Here is a 17,846-nt window from a genome sequence, read left to right as displayed (position 1 = left end):
AAAGGCGATGTTTTCGCTTCTCCGTAAGTCTCCGAAATCCACCGTGTCAGCCAAGGCTGCGCCATCTCCACGCATGGTGGAGGTTGGTGGTCGCAGCGTGCCCATCACGATCAAGGAAAATCAGCGCGCCACCCGCATCACCCTTCGTATAGAGCCGGGCGGCAAGGCGCTAAAGATGACGATCCCTTACGGCCTTCACCACCGCGACGTGGATGACTTTCTGAACCGTCACAATGGCTGGCTGAAAACCCGGCTTTCGAAGTTCTCCGACGATGGACGCGTACAGAACGGTGGTATTATTTCCATTCGCGGTGTGCCACATCGCATCGAACATACCGGCACATTGCGTGGCGTCACGCATATCGTCAAACCTGCCGAGGGCGAGCCGGTGCTGAAGGTCAGCGGCCTGCCGGAACATCTCGGCCGTCGCGTCGCAACATTTTTGAAGAAAGAGGCTCGGGCAGATCTGGAGAGGCTGGTCGCGCTCCACGCCAGAGCCGTCGGCAGACCGGCTCGCTCGATTTCCATGAAGGACACTCGCAGCCGCTGGGGCTCGTGCTCGCATGAAGGCAATCTGAGCTTCTCCTGGCGGATCGTCATGGCGCCGGACAGCGTCATCGACTATCTCGCTGCTCACGAGGTTGCCCATTTGCGGGAAATGAACCACGGCCCGAAATTCTGGGCTTTGTGCGAAAAACTCTGCCCCACAACCGAAGTCTCGAAAGCTTGGCTGAAGCGCAACGGTTCGCAGCTGCACGCCATCGATTTCGAGTAGCGCGTTTCGAAATCGGTTTGGATTCACGTGAAACATTTACCTCTATCAGACTTCTCTTCGATTTGCCTCGACTCCACCGTTATTTCATGGCACCTCCCAAGCCATGAAACCGGATATCAAGATTTGCGGATTGAAGTCGGCCGATGCTATCGAGCGCGCCGTGCGATGCGGTGCGAGCCATATCGGCTTCATCTTCTTTGAAAAAAGCCCGCGCAATATCGAGCCCGATATTGCCGGTCAGCTGGCGGACGCTGTTCGCGGTAGCGTCAAGATTGTCGCTGTCACGGTGGACGCCGACAATGACGAGCTGGACGAGATCATCGATCTCTTGAAGCCAGATATGCTGCAGCTGCATGGCCATGAAAGCCCGGAGCGGGTGCTGAACGTCAAGGCTGTCTACGGCTTGCCCATCATCAAGGCTTTTTCCATCCGCGATGCCGATGATCTTGCCCGGATTGATCCCTATATAGGCATAGCCGACAAGTTTCTGTTCGATGCCAAACCGCCTGCGGGTTCCGATCTTCCTGGCGGCAACGGCGTGTCCTTTGACTGGACCTTGCTGCGCACTCTTGACGCGGGCGTGGATTACATGCTTTCCGGGGGATTGAACAAAGACAATGTTGCCGAGGCCTTGGATCAAACCGGGGCTTCGGGAATAGATACATCGTCCGGTGTGGAGAGCGCACCGGGTGTCAAGGATTTGGCCATGATCGACGCGTTTTTCGATGCGGTACGATCGGCAAGGTCGCAGGGAGTTTGAGAGTGAACGAAACGGTGAAACCCAACTCTTTCCGCGCTGGTCCCGATGAGGACGGTCGCTTCGGTATTTACGGAGGCCGCTTCGTTGCCGAAACGCTGATGCCGCTGATCCTCGATCTTCAGGCAGAGTGGAACAAGGCGAAGACAGACCCGGAGTTCCAGGCGGAGCTTTCCCATCTCAACACCCATTACACCGGCCGTCCAAGCCCGCTCTATTTCGCGGAGCGTTTGACGCAGGATTTGGGTGGCGCAAAAATCTATTTCAAGCGTGATGAGCTGAACCACACCGGCTCGCACAAGATCAACAATTGCCTCGGACAGATCCTGCTTGCCAAGCGCATGGGCAAGACCCGTATCATCGCCGAAACCGGCGCAGGCCAGCATGGCGTTGCGTCGGCAACCGTTGCCGCCCGTTTCGGGATTCCCTGCGTCGTGTACATGGGCGCGACCGATGTGGAGCGTCAGGCGCCGAACGTTTTTCGCATGAAGCTGCTGGGCGCGGAGATCATTCCGGTGACCGCTGGTCATGGAACGTTGAAAGATGCCATGAACGAAGCGTTGCGCGATTGGGTCACCAATGTCGACGACACCTATTACATGATCGGCACCGCAGCCGGCCCGCATCCATACCCGGAAATGGTTCGTGACTTCCAGTCGGTCATCGGCCATGAGGTGCGTGAACAGATGATGGCAGCGGAAGGCCGCCTTCCGGACATGCTGATCGCGGCTGTGGGCGGCGGCTCGAATGCCATCGGCCTGTTCCATCCGTTCCTGGATGATGCCAGCGTCAAGATCGTCGGCGTCGAAGCGGGCGGCAAAGGTCTCGAAGGGGAAGAGCATTGCGCATCTCTGACGGCAGGTTCGCCGGGCGTGCTGCATGGCAATCGTACCTATCTCTTGCAGGACGGCGACGGTCAGATCAAGGAAGGTCATTCGATCTCCGCTGGTCTCGATTATCCCGGCATCGGCCCAGAGCATTCCTGGCTGAGAGATACAGGCCGCGTCGAATATGTTCCGATCAAGGACACGGAGGCGCTGGATGCATTCCAGCTGCTGACACGCACCGAAGGCATCATTCCAGCGCTTGAGCCTGCACATGCGCTGGCTGAAGTCGTCAAGCGCGCACCCAAGATGGACAAGGATCAGATCATCGTCATGAACCTGTGTGGTCGTGGCGACAAGGACATCTTTACCGTAGCGAAACTTCTGGAAATGGGTGCGTAATCATGACTGCACGTATGGACAAACGCTTTGCTGATCTGCGCGCTGAAAACCGCCCGGCCTTGATCACCTATTTCATGGGTGGCGACCCGGATTTCGACACCTCGCTCGGCATCATGAAATCGCTGCCGGAAGCCGGCGCCGACGTGATCGAGCTCGGCATGCCGTTTTCCGATCCCATGGCTGATGGGCCGGCGATCCAGATGGCCGCCCAGCGTGCCTTAAAGGGCGGACAGACGTTGAAGACGACGCTGTCTCTTTCCCGCGAATTCCGCAGGGGCGACGACGACACCCCGATCGTCCTGATGGGCTACTACAACCCTATTTATATCTATGGGGTCGAAAAGTTTCTCGACGATGCGATCGAAGCCGGGATCGACGGTTTGATCGTTGTCGATCTACCGCCGGAGATGGATGACGAACTCTGCGTTCCCGCGCTTGCCCGGGGCATCAATTTCATTCGTCTCGCGACGCCCACGACCGACGATAAACGTCTGCCTGCGGTTCTCAAAAACACCTCCGGCTTCGTCTATTACGTCTCGATGAATGGTATTACCGGTTCGGCCCTGCCAGATCCCTCGACGATTTCGGGTGCGGTCGGTCGCATCAAGTCGCACACCGGTCTCCCGGTCTGCGTCGGTTTCGGCGTGAAGACGGCTGACCACGCCCGCGCAATCGGTGCCGTGGCCGATGGCGTCGTGGTGGGTTCCGCCATCGTCAATCAGATTGCCGGAAGCCTGACCAAGGACGGCCGGGCGACAAATGATACTGTTCCTTCTGTCACAACGCTGGTAAAGGGACTTTCAACGGGCGTGCGTGCATCGCGCCTTGCCGCTGCCGAATAACCCTACGGTCCAGCGCAGATAGTCAGGAGTATTAGACGTGAATTGGATCACCAACTACGTACGGCCTCGGATCAACTCCATGCTTGGCCGCCGCGAGACGCCGGAAAACCTTTGGATCAAATGCCCCGAAACGGGCGAGATGGTCTTTCACAAGGATCTGGAAGAAAACAAATGGGTTATTCCCGCTTCCGGTTTTCACATGAAGATGCCGGCCAAAGCCCGGCTTGAAGACCTGTTCGACGGCGGTGTTTTCGAAGCGTTGCCGCAGCCCAAGGTCGCGCAGGATCCGTTGAAGTTTCGCGATTCCAAGAAATATGCAGACCGCCTGCGCGACAGCCGTGTGAAGACCGAACAGGAAGACACGATTCTGGCTGGCGTCGGCAAGCTCAAGGGCCTGAAGATCGTTGCCATCGTGCACGAGTTCCAGTTCATGGGTGGTTCGCTTGGCATTGCTGCCGGTGAAGCCATCGTCAAGGCGTTTGAGCGGGCGATTTCCGAGCGGTGCCCTGTGGTCATGTTCCCGGCCTCTGGTGGCGCGCGCATGCAGGAAGGCATTCTGTCGTTGATGCAGCTGCCGCGCACCACGGTCGTGGTCAACATGCTCAAGGAAGCGGGCATGCCTTACATCGTCGTGCTCACCAACCCGACAACGGGTGGCGTGACTGCATCTTACGCAATGCTGGGCGACGTCCACATTGCCGAGCCCGGCGCTGAAATCTGCTTTGCCGGCAAGCGCGTGATCGAACAGACTATCCGTGAAAAACTGCCTGAAGGCTTCCAGACGTCGGAATATCTGCTGGATCACGGCATGGTCGATATGGTCGTGGATCGGCGCGAAATTGTCGATACGCTCGCCAGCCTGTTGAAGATCATGACGAAGGCGCCAGCCGATACGTCGAGCGAAGTCCTGCCTCTGGCAGCTTCGGCCTGACGCCAGTCGCTGGGCTCCGGAGGAGCCGATGACGGATATGACGACGCCCGCCCGGAGCGAGGCAGAGCGCATCATCGAGAGGCTTTTGGGGTTACATCCAAAGGGCTTCGATCTGTCGCTCGACAGGATCACCATTCTCCTGGAAAAGCTCGGCAATCCTCACAAGAGATTGCCGCCGGTGATCCATGTTGCCGGCACCAATGGCAAGGGCTCCGTGACTGCCTTCAGCCGCTCGCTTCTCGAAGCTGCAGGCCTTGCGGTTCACGTCCACACCTCTCCGCATCTGGTCAATTGGTACGAGCGTTATCGTCTCGGTCGTCGTGGTGAGAAAGGGCGTTACGTTGAGGACGCGGTTCTAGCAGACGCGCTGGAGCGTGTTGCCAGGGCCAATGACGGCCAGATGATCACCGTCTTTGAAATCCTGACGGCTGTGACTTTTGTCCTTTTTGCCGAACATCCTGCCGATGCCGCCATCATCGAAGTCGGACTGGGCGGCCGTTTCGATGCGACCAATGTGATCGCCAGCCCTGCCGTTACGGTGGTCATGCCGATCTCGCTGGATCATCAGGCCTATCTCGGTGACAGCGTCGAACTGATCGCAGCTGAAAAAGCCGGGATCATGAAAACGGGATCTCCCGTCGTCATCGGCCATCAGGAATATGATGCAGCGCTCGATGTGCTCGTCCAGACGGCGGAACGGCTGAAATGTCCAACCGCGGTCTATGGGCAGGATTATTCCGCCCATGAGGAGTTTGGGCGCATGGTCTATCAGGATGAATTCAGCCTGGTGGATGCGTCACTGCCGCGTCTTCCCGGCCGTCACCAGCTTTCAAATGCCGCAGCCGCCATCCGCGCCGTCAAGGCGGCGGGTTTCGAGGTATCGGACAAGATGATCGAAACGGCGATGGCTTCGGTTGAGTGGCCGGGGCGCCTGCAACGCATCAAGGCCGGGCACATCGTCGATCTTGCCCCTGCTGGCTCTGAAATATGGATCGACGGTGGTCATAACCCAGGTGCCGGTGAAGTCATTGCCGAGGCCATGGCCGGTTTTGAGGAGAAGCAGGCCCGCCCGCTGTTTCTCATCGCTGGCATGATCAACACCAAGGATCAGGTCGGCTATTTCAAGGCCTTCGCCGATATCGCCCAATACGTGTTTACGGTGCCGATCCATGGCACGGATGCCGCGATTGACCCGGTGGTGCTGGCCCATGCTGTCTTCGACGCCGGGCTGGTGGCAGCACCAACGTCATCGATCGAAGAAGCGTTGGAAGAATTGTCGAAGCGGCTTTTGCCCGGAAAACCTGCGCCACGCATATTGATCGGGGGTTCGCTGTATCTGGCGGGCAATGCACTGGCTTTGAACGGCACGGTGCCAAAGTAAATAGACGTAACGTATCAAAAGAGAAAGCCCCGGATCGCTCCGGGGCTTTTTGATATCCGTATCAGATCAGGCGGCGCTGGAAATCCAGGCGGACAGCGCGGTCTTCGGTGCTGCACCAACCTTGATGTCGGCGACTTCGCCACCCTTGAACATGGCCAGTGTCGGGATCGAGCGGACGCCGAACTGTGCTGCCAGTTCCGGGTTCTCATCGATGTTGAGCTTGACGACCTTGACCTTGCCTGCAAGCTCGGTGGCGATTTCCTCGAGGCTCGGCGCAATCATCTTGCACGGACCGCACCATTCAGCCCAGAAATCAACGACAACGGGTTCGGCAGAATCAAGAACTTCAGCCTGGAAATTGGACGTATCGACTTTCACGGTAGCCATGGAAGGCTCTCCTTTCGGTGTCTCTTGGTGATTAGAATGTGATGCTGATGGCAGGCATTTTCAATGTCCGGTATCTCACTTTGTCTCGATTGCAGCAAGGGCAGCTGATAGCGCATTGTCGCTCAGGGTCATAAACGAGGCGTTTTCGGTGTAGACCAGCGCGCAGGTGAAGGTCTTATCTGGGTAAAGCGGCTCTAGAATGCTTTTGTAGATCGCAAGCTGCGCCCTATGCGCGAGAGGTATGTCGACGTCCTTGACGGGCGGCACCCGGTTGGTCTTGTAATCAACCAGAATAACCCTGTCGTCTTCTACGGCCAGCCTGTCGATACGGCCAGACACGGCAAAGTCCTTATCCCTAAGGCGTAGGGTTCCCATGATCGAGATCTCCGCACGACTATTGGCAGAGAAGGCGGACTGGAGTGCGGGTTCCGACAGGACCGCCAGAGTCGAGCGAATGAGCTTCTCACGCTCGTTGTCGGGCCAGAAGCGAGCGGCGCGTTCCGCATAACGGCGTGCTGCTTCTTCGCGCTGGTCGCTCGGATATTCCGGCAAGGTTTGAAGCATGCGGTGCACGAGGCGTCCCCGTTGCAGGGCGAGACCGGATGACACGTCCTGTTTGGCAAACAGGGGAGATGTGACGAGCAAATCTTCCGAACCGTCATCGATGATGGTTCCGGCACCCGACGGGCTCAGCGGGCGCGGCAGGACGGGTGGCGGCGGCAGGGGTTGCATCAGCGATGGTGGTAGCACCTCCCGCACTGGAGCGGGCGGAGGCTCGGTCTTGGTAACGGCTTTGGCATCTCGCGGGGTCGAGTGCCACAAAAGGCCGTCCCATTCTTCGCCGCTTGCGGAAAATGCCTGCCGTTTGCAGCGGTTTTCGTCTGCTGCCAGCGAGCGCGCAATCATCGCATGCCAGCAGTCGGGGTTTTCGCGAGGGCCACGATAACCGCAGACGATCAGATGATCGGCGGCGCGTGTCATCGCCACATAAAGAAGGCGACGATATTCCTGCTCGGCTGAAAGCTTGAGGCGGTCCTCGTCTTTGGACACCAGCGCATTGTCGAAGCCCTTGCCGGGCAGCCAGATGGGTAACGGTTCCTTGTCGGTCTCGATAAAGCGCAATTTTGGCAGGTGGCTGTGAATGAACGCCTTTGAACCGCCATCCACCAGAAAGACGACGGGTGCTTCCAGACCCTTGGACGCGTGCACGGTCATGATGCGGACTTCGCCGCGCTCCTTGTCCTGCTCACGCTTGATTTCAGGCGCGTCGGTTTCCATCACGGAAATAAAGGATTGCAGGCCGGGAAGGCCGGTCTTTTCATGGTCGAGTGCAAACGACAGAAATTCGTCGAGGACGTCGCTGGCTTCGTTGCCGAGACGCCCGAGAAACTTGGCGCGGCCTTCATGCAAGGTCAGAACGGCGGCGAAGAAGTCATGGATCGTCTGCGTTTTCGACAGGATGAGAAAACGCGACAGCAGCGCCACGGAGGCTGCGAAATGACGGCCCTCTTCCAGAACCGAGATCGCCTTCAGATTTTGCCAGACACTTGTATCCGGCGGGCGCCTGGCGGCGACCTCAAAGATGTCGTCTTCGGAATGGTTGAAGAGCGGGCTCTTCAGCAGTGCCGACAGGGAAAGGTCGTCTTCCGGCAACAGCACGAAACGGCCCAGTGCCAAAAGATCCTGAATGGCAATATGGTCGGTCAGGCGCAGACGGTCAGCTCCTGCGACGGGAATATTCTTTCGCTGCTTCAACTCGCGTGTCAGTGCATTGACGAAGGCATGGCGTTTTCTGACGAGAACGAGGATATCACCGGCCTCGATAGTGCGCTCCACGCCTTTTTCGACCACGGTCTCCTTGCCGATCATCTCGGCAATGCGGGCAGCGATGCGGCGCGCAACGATGGCAGGCGGCGCACTTTCGCGCAGCGCATCGAAGGGGGCGGTCCAGTCTTCCTCGTTTTCCACCGGCTCGGCTGCAATCATGTCCCAGAGCTCGACCGTGCCGGCCTGTCCCTGCCGGTTGGAACGGTGCTCGACGGGTTCTTTCTCGGCGCTCAGACCTTCGGCATGTTCAGGCAGGGAAAAGACCTGATCGACGGCGGCGAGAACATCGTCCGTAGAACGAAATGAAAGGGGCAGGCGCACGGAATGGAATATTTGTTCTACCGCCGTGACGCGCCGCTGCGTTTCGCGGCTTTCCTGTGAAAAGCGCTCGGGCCGCGCGCCCTGAAACGAATAGATAGACTGTTTCTCGTCACCAACAGCAAACACCGTACGCTGGCCCATGCGCGCCGTCTCACCATGGAAGAAATCGGCAGCCAGCGACTGGATGATCGACCATTGCACCGGGCTGGTATCCTGCGCCTCATCGACCAGAATGTGATCGATACCCTGATCCAGCTTGTAATGAACCCAGGCACCCGCCGTGTCGCGGTTGAGCAGGGTGGCGGCACGTTCGATGAGATCCTCGAAATCCAGCTGGCTGCGCTGCTTCTTCAAATCCTCGAAATCACCGATCAGCCGTTCCGCCAGCGTCAGCGCATGTCTCGTCGCCTCCAGCATGCGGATGGTGCGGTAGCGATCCCGGCAGGCCACCACATGGGCACGCGCCGCTATCAGATCGTCCAGCAGATCAGGCGCTGATTTCTGCATAGCCTTGTTGATGACGTAAGCGTCGGATTTCGGTGCGCCTTGCGAGGTCAGAAGCGCTGCCTCGACGAACTCTACGCGTTTGAACACATCGGTTGCGCGGGCAGCTTCACGCAGCGCGTAGGCCACGTCGATCACCCGCGACCCGCCTATTTCGTCCGCCAAAGTAAGATAGGTGTCCATCGACAGGCCGGAAAGAGCTGGAAGAGGCCAGTAGGCGGCGGCTGCCGTTTCTTCCGTTTCCTCAGCGCCGATGCCTGCGAGTCCCCGAAGTGTGGCATCGATACCGCCGTTTTTGCGTGCCTGCTCGAGAAAACCGCTGATCGCATTGCGGTTGGAAACGATGGCGCCGAGCAGCGCTTCCAGCCCGGTTTCGTCGGCGATATCGAGCACATAGGCCAGCGCCTGCGCGAGCGGCTGATCCTCTTCCATGGACACGGCGGTCAGAAGGGTGCGCCGTGCTTCTGCCAGAAGCGTGCTGGCTGCACGGTCATCCAGCACTGAGAAATGCCCGGCGACATTGGCTTCCAGTGGAAACTGGTGCAGCAGCGCTTCGCAGAAGGCATGAATGGTCTGGATTTTCAGGCCACCCGGTGTTTCCAGCGCCTTTGCAAACAACCGCCGCGCCTCTTTCAGCTTGATGAGATCAGGCACGCGACCTTCGATGGCGGTGATGCGGTTGCTCAACTCCGCATTGGACAGCGTGGCCCAATCGGCGAGACGGTCGAAGACGCGGCTGGACATTTCCGATGCCGCTGCCTTGGTATAGGTCAAACACAAAATGGCGGACGGGCGGCAACCGGCCAGAAGTAGGCGAATGACCCGCTGCGTCAGAACATGGGTCTTACCGGAACCGGCATTGGCCGACACCCATGCGGAGCTGGTCGGGTCAGAGGCGCGCGTCTGTTGCACGCTGGTCCAGTCGATCCAGCTTTTCGGATCGTCCTTGCCGGGACCATGATCGATTGTTTCATTCAGCATCGCCATCTCCCGGTTCCGCCGTCGACCATTCTGAGACGCGGGCAAGGTGATCATACTCGCCGCCATAGGCCTGCTGTTCTTCAGGGATCAGCCGCGAAACGAAGCCGTTCTTGCCTTCGCGTAGCGAGATCACGAATTTCGCCAGCTGGTCAATCGAATCGCTTGCCAGTTCCACGGCTGACTTCGGAGTGATTTTGGCCGTTGCCTTGGCGTGTTCGTTGTTGATCGTATCGGTACCAAAGCGCTCGCTTGGCCGAAGGCGCACATAGATCAGATCCTCCGGAGTCGGCGAACCGACATCCCGGAAGGCACCGCGCATCAGGGCAGCGGCCTCCAGCGCCAATTGAGGGTCGAGCAGGGAACGTGCCTGTTTGACGGATGGCGACAGGCCGGTCTTGTAATCGATAATATCTGCCTTGCCGGAGGTCTTGATATCAATGCGGTCGGCAACGCCGGTCAGGCGGATGCCTGCTTCTGCGATTTCCTGCCCGGCGCGTGCCTCGATGTAGCTGCGTTTGATGAGCCCGCGACGGTCCTTTTCCCAAGCCAGAAACGCGCGCGCCACAGCCTCGAAGCGCGGACGCCAGACCACATCGATATGCGGCGGCAGGTTTTCGGCATCGAAACAGGCATGCAGCACACGAAACATTGCCTCTTCGGCAGCAGGCGTGCCGGCGACATGTTCCTCGCGGGAGTAGATTTCCATGATGCGGTGATAGAGGGTTCCACGGTCGGCGGCACCTGGGTCACGGTTGAACTCATCCAGCGGATCCAGTTTAAGAATGCGCCGCGCATAGATCGCATAGGGATCGCGCCGAAGCCTGCCGACTTCGCTGAAGGAATAGGATGTCGGCTGCAGGTCCGCCGGCGGTGTCGGGGAGGGGCGCTTGGCGGATGGCTGGCTCTCGCCCTCATCCAGCATGGTCGCCCAATGGCGGTAGACGGTGCCGCGGGCCTTCAACGTCTCGGCAAACTCTTCGCCGCCCAGCGCCAGAAGCCGTTGCAGCCAGCGGGAAGCCACGGCAGGCGTGGAGCCTTGCCGCAAAGCACGGCTGTAGAAAATCTGCCGTGTGCCATTCGCCATCTCGAAATCATGTGCCAGCTGACCGATGCGGCGCTCCGGCGGCTCTAGACCGATAGCGGTTTTCATGTTGCGCGAGAGGAAGGGATTGTTGGCCGTCTGGCCCGGCCATATGCCTTCGTTCAGGCCGCCAATGATGACGGTATCAACGCTTTGAAGACGGGCTTCCAGTGCACCGAAGATAAAGACGCGTGGATGGCGCATGGCGCGTGGCTTGATCGATTCACCGGCAATCAACGCCGTCATGATGTCGATCCATTGCGGCCCGTCGGCTTCCAGCACGCTGCCGCAGTCCATCAGCTCGGCCAGAAGACCGGACAGTTTCTCCCCCGCCTCATGGGACCAGAGAGTTGCCAGATCGCCCTTCTCATCGATGCAGATCGCTTCGATCACCCGGCCCGTTCGCTCGGCCCAGTCGGCCAGCGTCAGACGGGCCGTTAGCCGGCCACTGACAGGGTCTTTGCGCACGAAAGCAGCATCCAGCGGATCAATGGCTGTCCTGATGCGGCCTGCGAGATCGGCGGCGGCAAGGTCGGCACCCTCGGCCAGCGACTTGCGCCATTGCGGCGGGTGCCGGTCATCGATGTGGAGGGAGAGTTGCTGTTGCAGCAGGGTTTCGAGCGTGTCGAGCGTGGTTTCCATTCGCCCGCCGCGAAGCGCCAGAAGCTCGAGACCGACGACGGCCTCACCCACCGCCACCTCGCCAAGACCGAAGCGGGTCAAAGGATGTTTCAGCAGGGACATGACCGCAACCGGATCACCAGGACGTAAAATGGTCTCGAGTGCCAGCATCGCAAGGCCCGCCTGCGGCGTGGCAGAGAGCGGCGTACCGGCGGAATCGTCGGCCTCGATACCGAAGCGGGCAAGCTCGGTCGCGACGCGGCGCGCGAGACCACGGTCCGGCGTAATCAGTGCCGCTTGCGATTGACCACCGCCTATGCCGGGTTTTTCCAGCGCCAGGCGAAGGGCAATGGCGATCGAGGTTGCCTCCTCGCGCTCATTGGCTGCCTCGATGATGGAAGCCGATGCGAAGGCATCATCGAAAAAGGCATCGTTTTTTTCCGAGCGCCACTCGTTCCATTCGCTGGTGGCCTTGGCGGGTGCAAGGGCTGTGGAAAAGATCGCGGCGCGATTTTGCAGGTCGGTATCCAGCGCTCCGATCTCCACGACATCATTGCGCAACACGCCAAGCTTTTTGAGAAGAACGAACAGGCCATATTGCGAATGCGTGCGGCTGGACGGATCGTCGGGGCTTTCGTTGATGGTCTGCCACTGGTCCTCCGGCATCTCGACATCCAGACCGGGCAGAACGACAGTACCCTGCGGCAGGGATGCGACCGCTGCAATCAGGTCTGCGGCGGCCGGAATAGAGCCGGTGGAGCCGGCAACGATGATAGGGTCGTCCGAACCGATCTTTGTGAGTCGCTCCGCTTCTGCCCGTAAAATCGCATTCCGGTGCCGACCGGCCGAAGACTTGTTGAGTTCCTCCAGCCGTGCGGGCCAGAAGACGCTGGCAATCTTCAGGAAATCGGCGGTCAGCTGCCACCATTGGGCATGATCGGTGGTGTCGAGGTTGGAGAGCGCATCCCAGTCCCGATCTTCCGTGTCCATGGCGTCGATGACGTCGCTGAGCGAGCGCGCAAGCCAGATGGCATCCGCCGGGCTTGCAGGCGCAACCAGCGGCGAATCCGAATGGACAGCGCGGATGGCGTCCGGGAGGCTGTTGCGCCAGGCAAGGATGAGGCGGGCCAGCTCGACCAGCCGTGCGGTGCTGGAAATTGGCGGTGCGAGATCGATGGTGGCAGGCGTTTCGACGTCGAAGAAGCCGCTGTCGTCATCGGTTTCGCCAAGCGGTCGGATAATCGGCAGAATGGCGGATTTCCCACCCAGCAGATCCACGAATTCAGAGCGCAGCACGCGCGCGGAACGGCGGGTAGGGACGTAGATGGTGACCTTGGCCAGCGACAGCGGATCGGCGGGATCATAACGAAAGCTTGATGTCAGACTGCCATCGCACAGGCCCGCCGCCAGCGTTTTGAGAAACGGCGTTCCGGGAGCGATGGTTAGAATACGCTTGGCATGCGCCAATGGGTCATCTCACTTGTCGGTTGCTAAGGCTGCGATGGTTCGTTCCGCATCCTCTATAGCATCCGGCGTGCCGACGGTAATCCATTGTCCGGTCAGTGACAGACCAAAAAGCCGTTTCCGGGCGATGGCGTGGTCGAAATAGATGTTGAGATTGAAAGCATCGGCAGGTGCGTCGTTCAGCAGCCGCGAATCCATCGCGATGGCACCGGCATACACCACCGGGTAAGGCTCGCCGTCGTTGTATCGCGTCAGATGGCCATCATCGGCAAGGTTGAAGTCCTTCTTGCCGTTGTGACCGGTGGTCCGGTCCATATCGACGCAAAGCAGCGCCATGTCCATGATCTCTGGGTCGAAGGCATTCGCCAGCTTTTGCAGGTTGGTGGGTTCCCCGGGTGGCTCGCCGATCCAGAACAGGTCGGCATTCATGACGATGACGGGGCCGGGTTCCAGCAATTTCAAACCCTTGGCCAGTCCACCACCCGAATTCATCAGCTCGGCGCGCTCGTCCGAAATCAGAATATTGACGTCATCCCGCGATTGAAGATGGGCGACCATCTGATCCGGATGATGGTGGACATTGATGGCAATGGTTTCCACGCCTGCCGCAACAAGAAGATCAATGACGTAATCGATCATCGGGCGTCCGGCGATACCGACGAGAGGCTTGGGGATCGTATCGGTAATCGGGCGCATTCTCGTGCCGAGACCTGCCGCCAGCACCATGGCTTGTTTGATCGTCATGAAAAATTTCGCTGTTCGTGAATGTCGATTCGCGCATTCCTGAACCAGTCATTCAAGGGTGCGAGATCAGGATGTTCGAGTGCTGAGCGCAGGTAGGAAAAGGTGCGCGGCATGTGTTTCATGTAATGCGGCTTGCCATCGCGTTTCATCAACCGGACCCAGATGCCCACGAGCTTGCAATTGCGTTGTGCGGCCATGATGGCGAATGCCTTCAGGAAGGCTGCCTCATCGAAATCAGGGTTTTTACGCCTGATGTCGAGATAGTGTCCCATCAGCCGCGCTTGCAGGTCTGATGGTATCGTCACCCGCGCATCCTGAACGATGGAAGCCAGGTCATAGGCTGTCGGGCCGATCATCGCGTCCTGAAAATCGATGATCCCGACCTGGTTGATGCCGGCTTTTTGCGATTGCCAGATGATGTTGGGCGAGTGGAAATCCCGCAGGAGAAGACCGGTTTCCGCATCGCCAAGCTTCTCGATCAGCTGGTCCCAAACCGCAAAGAAACTTTGTTTTTCACAGCCACTGATGTCCTCGCCACGGATATGCGGAACATACCAGTCCAGCAGCAGCGAGGTTTCGATCTTCATCGCATCAGCGTCGAAAGACGGCACTTGATAGATCGTGCCATCGGGAAGAGCAATATCGGCGGGCAGAGCGGCCTCGTGCAGGGCCGCCAGACAGGCAACGCTTTCCAGATAACGCTCGGCAATCGGGTTGCCGTCGGCGTACAGAACGCCATCACGTCCAATATCTTCCAGAAGCAGAATGCCTTCGTCCAAATTCTGGGCGAGAATGGCGGGGACGGAAAACCCGTTCTGCGACAGGAAACTGTCAATGGCGACGAAGGGGCTCACGTCGCGCGCGAGGTGGACGATCTCGGCATAGGTCTTGCCGTCCTGGATCACCGGACCTCTGGGTGGTGGTTGCCAGTCCATCAGCAGGTATTGGCTATCATCGTCACTGATCAGCTCGTAGGTGCGATAGGCGGCGTCACCGCTGAAATAGTGCCTGACGGCGTTCTCTCTCCCGTTGCGCTTCAGAAAATTGCCAATGGCAAGCACGCGATCCAGCCTGGTTCTCAGCCGTTGAGGGGCGTCGATGGTTGCCATGCGTCCGTCACCGTGATGGGTCAGGCGCAGGGTGATGGTGCTGTCATCAGGCAGTTCGCTTGCGGCCAGTTCCGGCCATTCGATCAGGCACACACCATCGGACAGCATCTCATCGATGCCGAGTTCATCCATCTCAGACACATCGGAAAGGCGGTAGAGATCCAGATGGTGGACGGGAAAGCGCAAGCCATAGGTTTGCACGATGGTGAAGGTGGGGCTGGGAACCTCGTGATAAGGGTCGCCCGCAACCGCGCGGATCAAGGCGCGCGCCAGTGTGGATTTACCGGCACCGAGATCACCAATCAGGGCAATGCAATCGCCGGGTTTGACGGTGAGTGCCAGGGCTTGACCAAGCCGGATCATCTCGGCTTCATCGGCAAGGCCTATGGAAAGAGGCAAAACCGTCTCGTTCATTCGGCGGCGATGGAATGCGGATGCGAGCCGGATGGAATGCGGCAGCTAACGACCGTGCCTTCACCGGGGCGGCTGTCGATGGTGACATTGCCGTTGTGCAGGCTCACGAAGCTTTCGACGATCGACAGGCCAAGACCGGCACCGGTGCGGCGACCGCCATTGCCACGCGTCGAGAAGCGATCGAACACGGTTTTTAGCATGTCCTTGGGGATGCCCGGTCCACGGTCGGCAACGGAAAAGACGAAATCGCCTTCGCTGCGCTGGCAGGTCAGCGTGATGGCCGACCCCTCCGGCGCGAAATTGGCGGCATTGGTCAAAAGCTTGATGAGGATCTGCTTGAGACGCTGGTGGTCGGCAACGATGGCGCCGAGATGGGCGGGAGCCACGATTTCGAGCGAGACGCTGCTTTCCTGCAAACGGTCGGCAATCTTGGTGGAGACGTCGTCCAGCAGGTCGGTGAGATCGTTTTCGGTGTAGTTCAAATGCATGATGCCAGCATCGACCGTTGCCAGATCCAGGATGTCGTTGACAATCGTCAACAGAAGCGATGAGGACGTCGAGATATGGTCGAGATATTCGGCCTGTCGCGCGCTGAGCTCACCGATCCCCGGTGTTTTCAAGAGATCGGTAAAGCCGATGATGTTTGTCAGGGGCGAGCGCAGTTCATAGGACACGTGCTGAACGAAGTCGTTCTTCAACTCGTCGGCCTTGCGCAGGGCTTCGTTCTTTTCCTTGAGGGCACGTTCGGCACGCACGCTGTCGGTCATGTTGACAAAGGTCAGCATGGTCTGCGAATCCGGCAAAGGAATAATCGCATAGTCCAGCACGAGACCCGATAGCAGCTCCAGCGTGCCCTGCTTCGACAGGCGTTCGTCATCGAAGCTGGTGATGAACTGGCTAAACGCGCGCCAGCCATCCGGCTTGTCGTAGGATTGCGCGCAGACCTCTTCGATCGAGCGAATGTGTTTGCCCGCTTCCGCTTCGTCGGCCGTGATGCCCCACAATGCGCGGAAGGCAGGGTTCGACAGGCGCATGCGTCCATCGGCACCGAAAACGGCGACGCCTTCTGCCAGATGATCGATGGTTTCGCCCTGAACCTTGACCAGAGTGTTGTAGCGCATCTGCAGATCGACCTGTTCGGTCAGGTTTTCGAAGACCCATGTCGCGCCGCCCTGCGGATGCGCGGTCGCGATCACGCGCAGTGTCTGTCCGTTCGGCAGGTGCCACAGGTCTGTCTTGGTATCGAGCGAGCGGTAGACGGAAAGTGCCGTTTCCTTCCAGCTTTTCCAGCTCAGCTGTTCGGGTAGCTTGCCAGCGGAGCGCAGACGATCGAACAGTTCGGAATTGTCGGGCTTGGATTCCAGAAGAACCAGATCGAGGCCCCAAAGGGTGACGAAGGCCTGATTGTAAAATTGCAGGCGCTGCTGACCGTCAAAGATCGCCACCGGCGTTGCCAGATGATCCAGCGTCTCGGCGTGGCTCTTCAACGTGCGCTTCAGCTCTTCACGCACCGTCTCGGCTTCGGTGGCATCGATGGCCATGCCAGCGGAACCGCCCGGCGTCTTGAGATCGACCACATCGAAAAAGGTTCTGTTGCCGGAAACCACGGTGGAAATCCGGTCGTGGTAGGGCGATTCTGGGGTCGCGCTGGCACGGATTTTCTGGCGCGTGACCGTGTTCAGCAATTCGCATTGCTCGGTGACTGCCTGTTCAGGCGTGCGAGCATCCACACTCTGCGCATAGGCGTGGTTGACCCACGTCAGGGCACCATCGGAGTTGCGACGCCAGACCGGTTGCTCGATGCTGTCGAGCAGCTCCTGGAATGTCGAAATGGACGATACCAGGCCTTCGCGCTCGATCTTCAATTCGGCAAGCTCGGCACGCAGATTGTTGAGAGCCACGAAACGCGCAAACGCCTTGCCACCGGAGACCCGTCCCTGAACTTCGATGACTTCGCCGCGCTGCGTCTCGATGGTGAGATCGAAACTCTGCGCGTGGCTGCGCAGTTTCTCGATGGCCTTTTCGAGCGGGCCGGCAGAGGTCGGGCGAAGCCAGCGACCGAAGGCAAGAAAATCCTGATCGGCAAAGGGAACGCCGGTTTCAGGCGGCAGTTGCCCGATGAATTCAGGGCGTTCGCCAGCGCTTTCCCAGATGACGATACGACGGGATTTGTCAGCGATCAAAGCTTCATATTTGGAAATCTTGGAATTGGCTTCCGCAAGCGCCGTGCGGTACTCGCTGGTTTCAGCCTCGATGTTGCCCCGCTGGCGGACGAGCCAGACGATGGAAAACAGAGTTGCCGAGACGATGCCGATAAACAGCGAATAGGTGATGGTTTCCGATGAGGAGAACAAGCGTTCGCCGCCTTGCAGAACGGCGTTTTGCTGGGCGTGTGCCGCGACCGCAAAACCGCTCAATGCTGTTCCAGACATCAACGCCGTAAAAGCAACCGCCTTGGCACGGATACGCGCTGTTGCCCCT

At 59.0% G+C, this 17,846-nt stretch carries 12 protein-coding genes; 6 read left to right on the top strand and 6 right to left on the bottom strand.

All coding sequences use genetic code 11. The features are described from left to right. Positions 1–7: 7 nt before the first annotated feature. The 6 genes from EKM04_RS01870 (at position 8) to EKM04_RS01845 (ending at position 5,912) form a co-directional block, all read left to right on the top strand. On the top strand, positions 8–775 hold the full coding sequence (locus EKM04_RS01870) for a M48 family metallopeptidase (protein WP_183896521.1): 768 nt from the start codon (positions 8–10) through the stop codon (positions 773–775). Between the two features lie 103 nt (positions 776–878). Then, positions 879–1,535 carry a phosphoribosylanthranilate isomerase gene (locus EKM04_RS01865; protein ID WP_183896523.1) on the top strand — a complete coding sequence of 219 codons (657 nt, stop codon included), beginning with the start codon at positions 879–881 and terminating at the stop codon, positions 1,533–1,535. A gap of 2 nt (positions 1,536–1,537) precedes the next feature. Next, entirely contained in the window at positions 1,538–2,758 is a 1,221-nt protein-coding gene (gene trpB / locus EKM04_RS01860) for a tryptophan synthase subunit beta (RefSeq protein ID WP_183896525.1), read from the top strand. 2 nt (positions 2,759–2,760) lie between these two features. Beyond that, a complete protein-coding gene (gene trpA, locus EKM04_RS01855; protein ID WP_174154412.1) occupies positions 2,761–3,600 on the top strand; it encodes a tryptophan synthase subunit alpha in 840 nt (279 codons plus the stop codon). Between the two features lie 37 nt (positions 3,601–3,637). Continuing rightward, positions 3,638–4,531, top strand: a complete 894-nt coding sequence (gene accD, locus EKM04_RS01850) for an acetyl-CoA carboxylase, carboxyltransferase subunit beta (RefSeq protein ID WP_183896527.1) — start codon at positions 3,638–3,640, stop codon at positions 4,529–4,531. 37 nt (positions 4,532–4,568) lie between these two features. Continuing rightward, positions 4,569–5,912 (top strand): bifunctional folylpolyglutamate synthase/dihydrofolate synthase, encoded by a 1,344-nt coding sequence (locus EKM04_RS01845; RefSeq protein ID WP_183896588.1) that lies wholly within the window; start codon positions 4,569–4,571, stop codon positions 5,910–5,912. Positions 5,913–5,978: 66 nt separating this feature from the next. Here the strand turns inward: EKM04_RS01845 and trxA are convergent, their stop codons facing one another. From trxA to EKM04_RS01815, 6 genes are all read right to left on the bottom strand, one after another. Then, positions 5,979–6,299, bottom strand: coding sequence for a thioredoxin (trxA, locus tag EKM04_RS01840; RefSeq protein WP_174154414.1), 321 nt, complete (start codon positions 6,297–6,299; stop codon positions 5,979–5,981). 75 nt (positions 6,300–6,374) lie between these two features. Beyond that, positions 6,375–9,932: a double-strand break repair helicase AddA gene (gene addA, locus EKM04_RS01835; protein ID WP_183896529.1), complete on the bottom strand. Its 3,558-nt coding sequence runs from the start codon at positions 9,930–9,932 to the stop codon at positions 6,375–6,377. After that, a complete protein-coding gene (gene addB / locus EKM04_RS01830; RefSeq protein WP_183896531.1) occupies positions 9,922–13,101 on the bottom strand; it encodes a double-strand break repair protein AddB in 3,180 nt (1,059 codons plus the stop codon). The genes addA and addB overlap by 11 nt, the downstream gene beginning before the upstream one ends. 9 nt (positions 13,102–13,110) lie before the next feature. Beyond that, positions 13,111–13,842, bottom strand: a complete 732-nt coding sequence (locus tag EKM04_RS01825; protein WP_183896533.1) for a nucleotidyltransferase family protein — start codon at positions 13,840–13,842, stop codon at positions 13,111–13,113. Further along, positions 13,839–15,365 (bottom strand): tRNA (adenosine(37)-N6)-threonylcarbamoyltransferase complex ATPase subunit type 1 TsaE, encoded by a 1,527-nt coding sequence (gene tsaE / locus EKM04_RS01820; protein ID WP_183896539.1) that lies wholly within the window; start codon positions 15,363–15,365, stop codon positions 13,839–13,841. Before tsaE ends, EKM04_RS01825 begins: the two co-directional genes overlap by 4 nt. Further along, positions 15,362–17,797, bottom strand: coding sequence for a sensor histidine kinase (locus tag EKM04_RS01815; RefSeq protein WP_234910956.1), 2,436 nt, complete (start codon positions 17,795–17,797; stop codon positions 15,362–15,364). Before EKM04_RS01815 ends, tsaE begins: the two co-directional genes overlap by 4 nt. Positions 17,798–17,846: the final 49 nt, after the last annotated feature.

Origin of the sequence: Rhizobium skierniewicense Ch11 (assembly GCF_023757665.1) — a bacterium.
GTDB classification, from domain to species: domain Bacteria; phylum Pseudomonadota; class Alphaproteobacteria; order Rhizobiales; family Rhizobiaceae; genus Agrobacterium; species Agrobacterium skierniewicense.
This window is presented reverse-complemented; position numbering and strand designations above follow the sequence as displayed.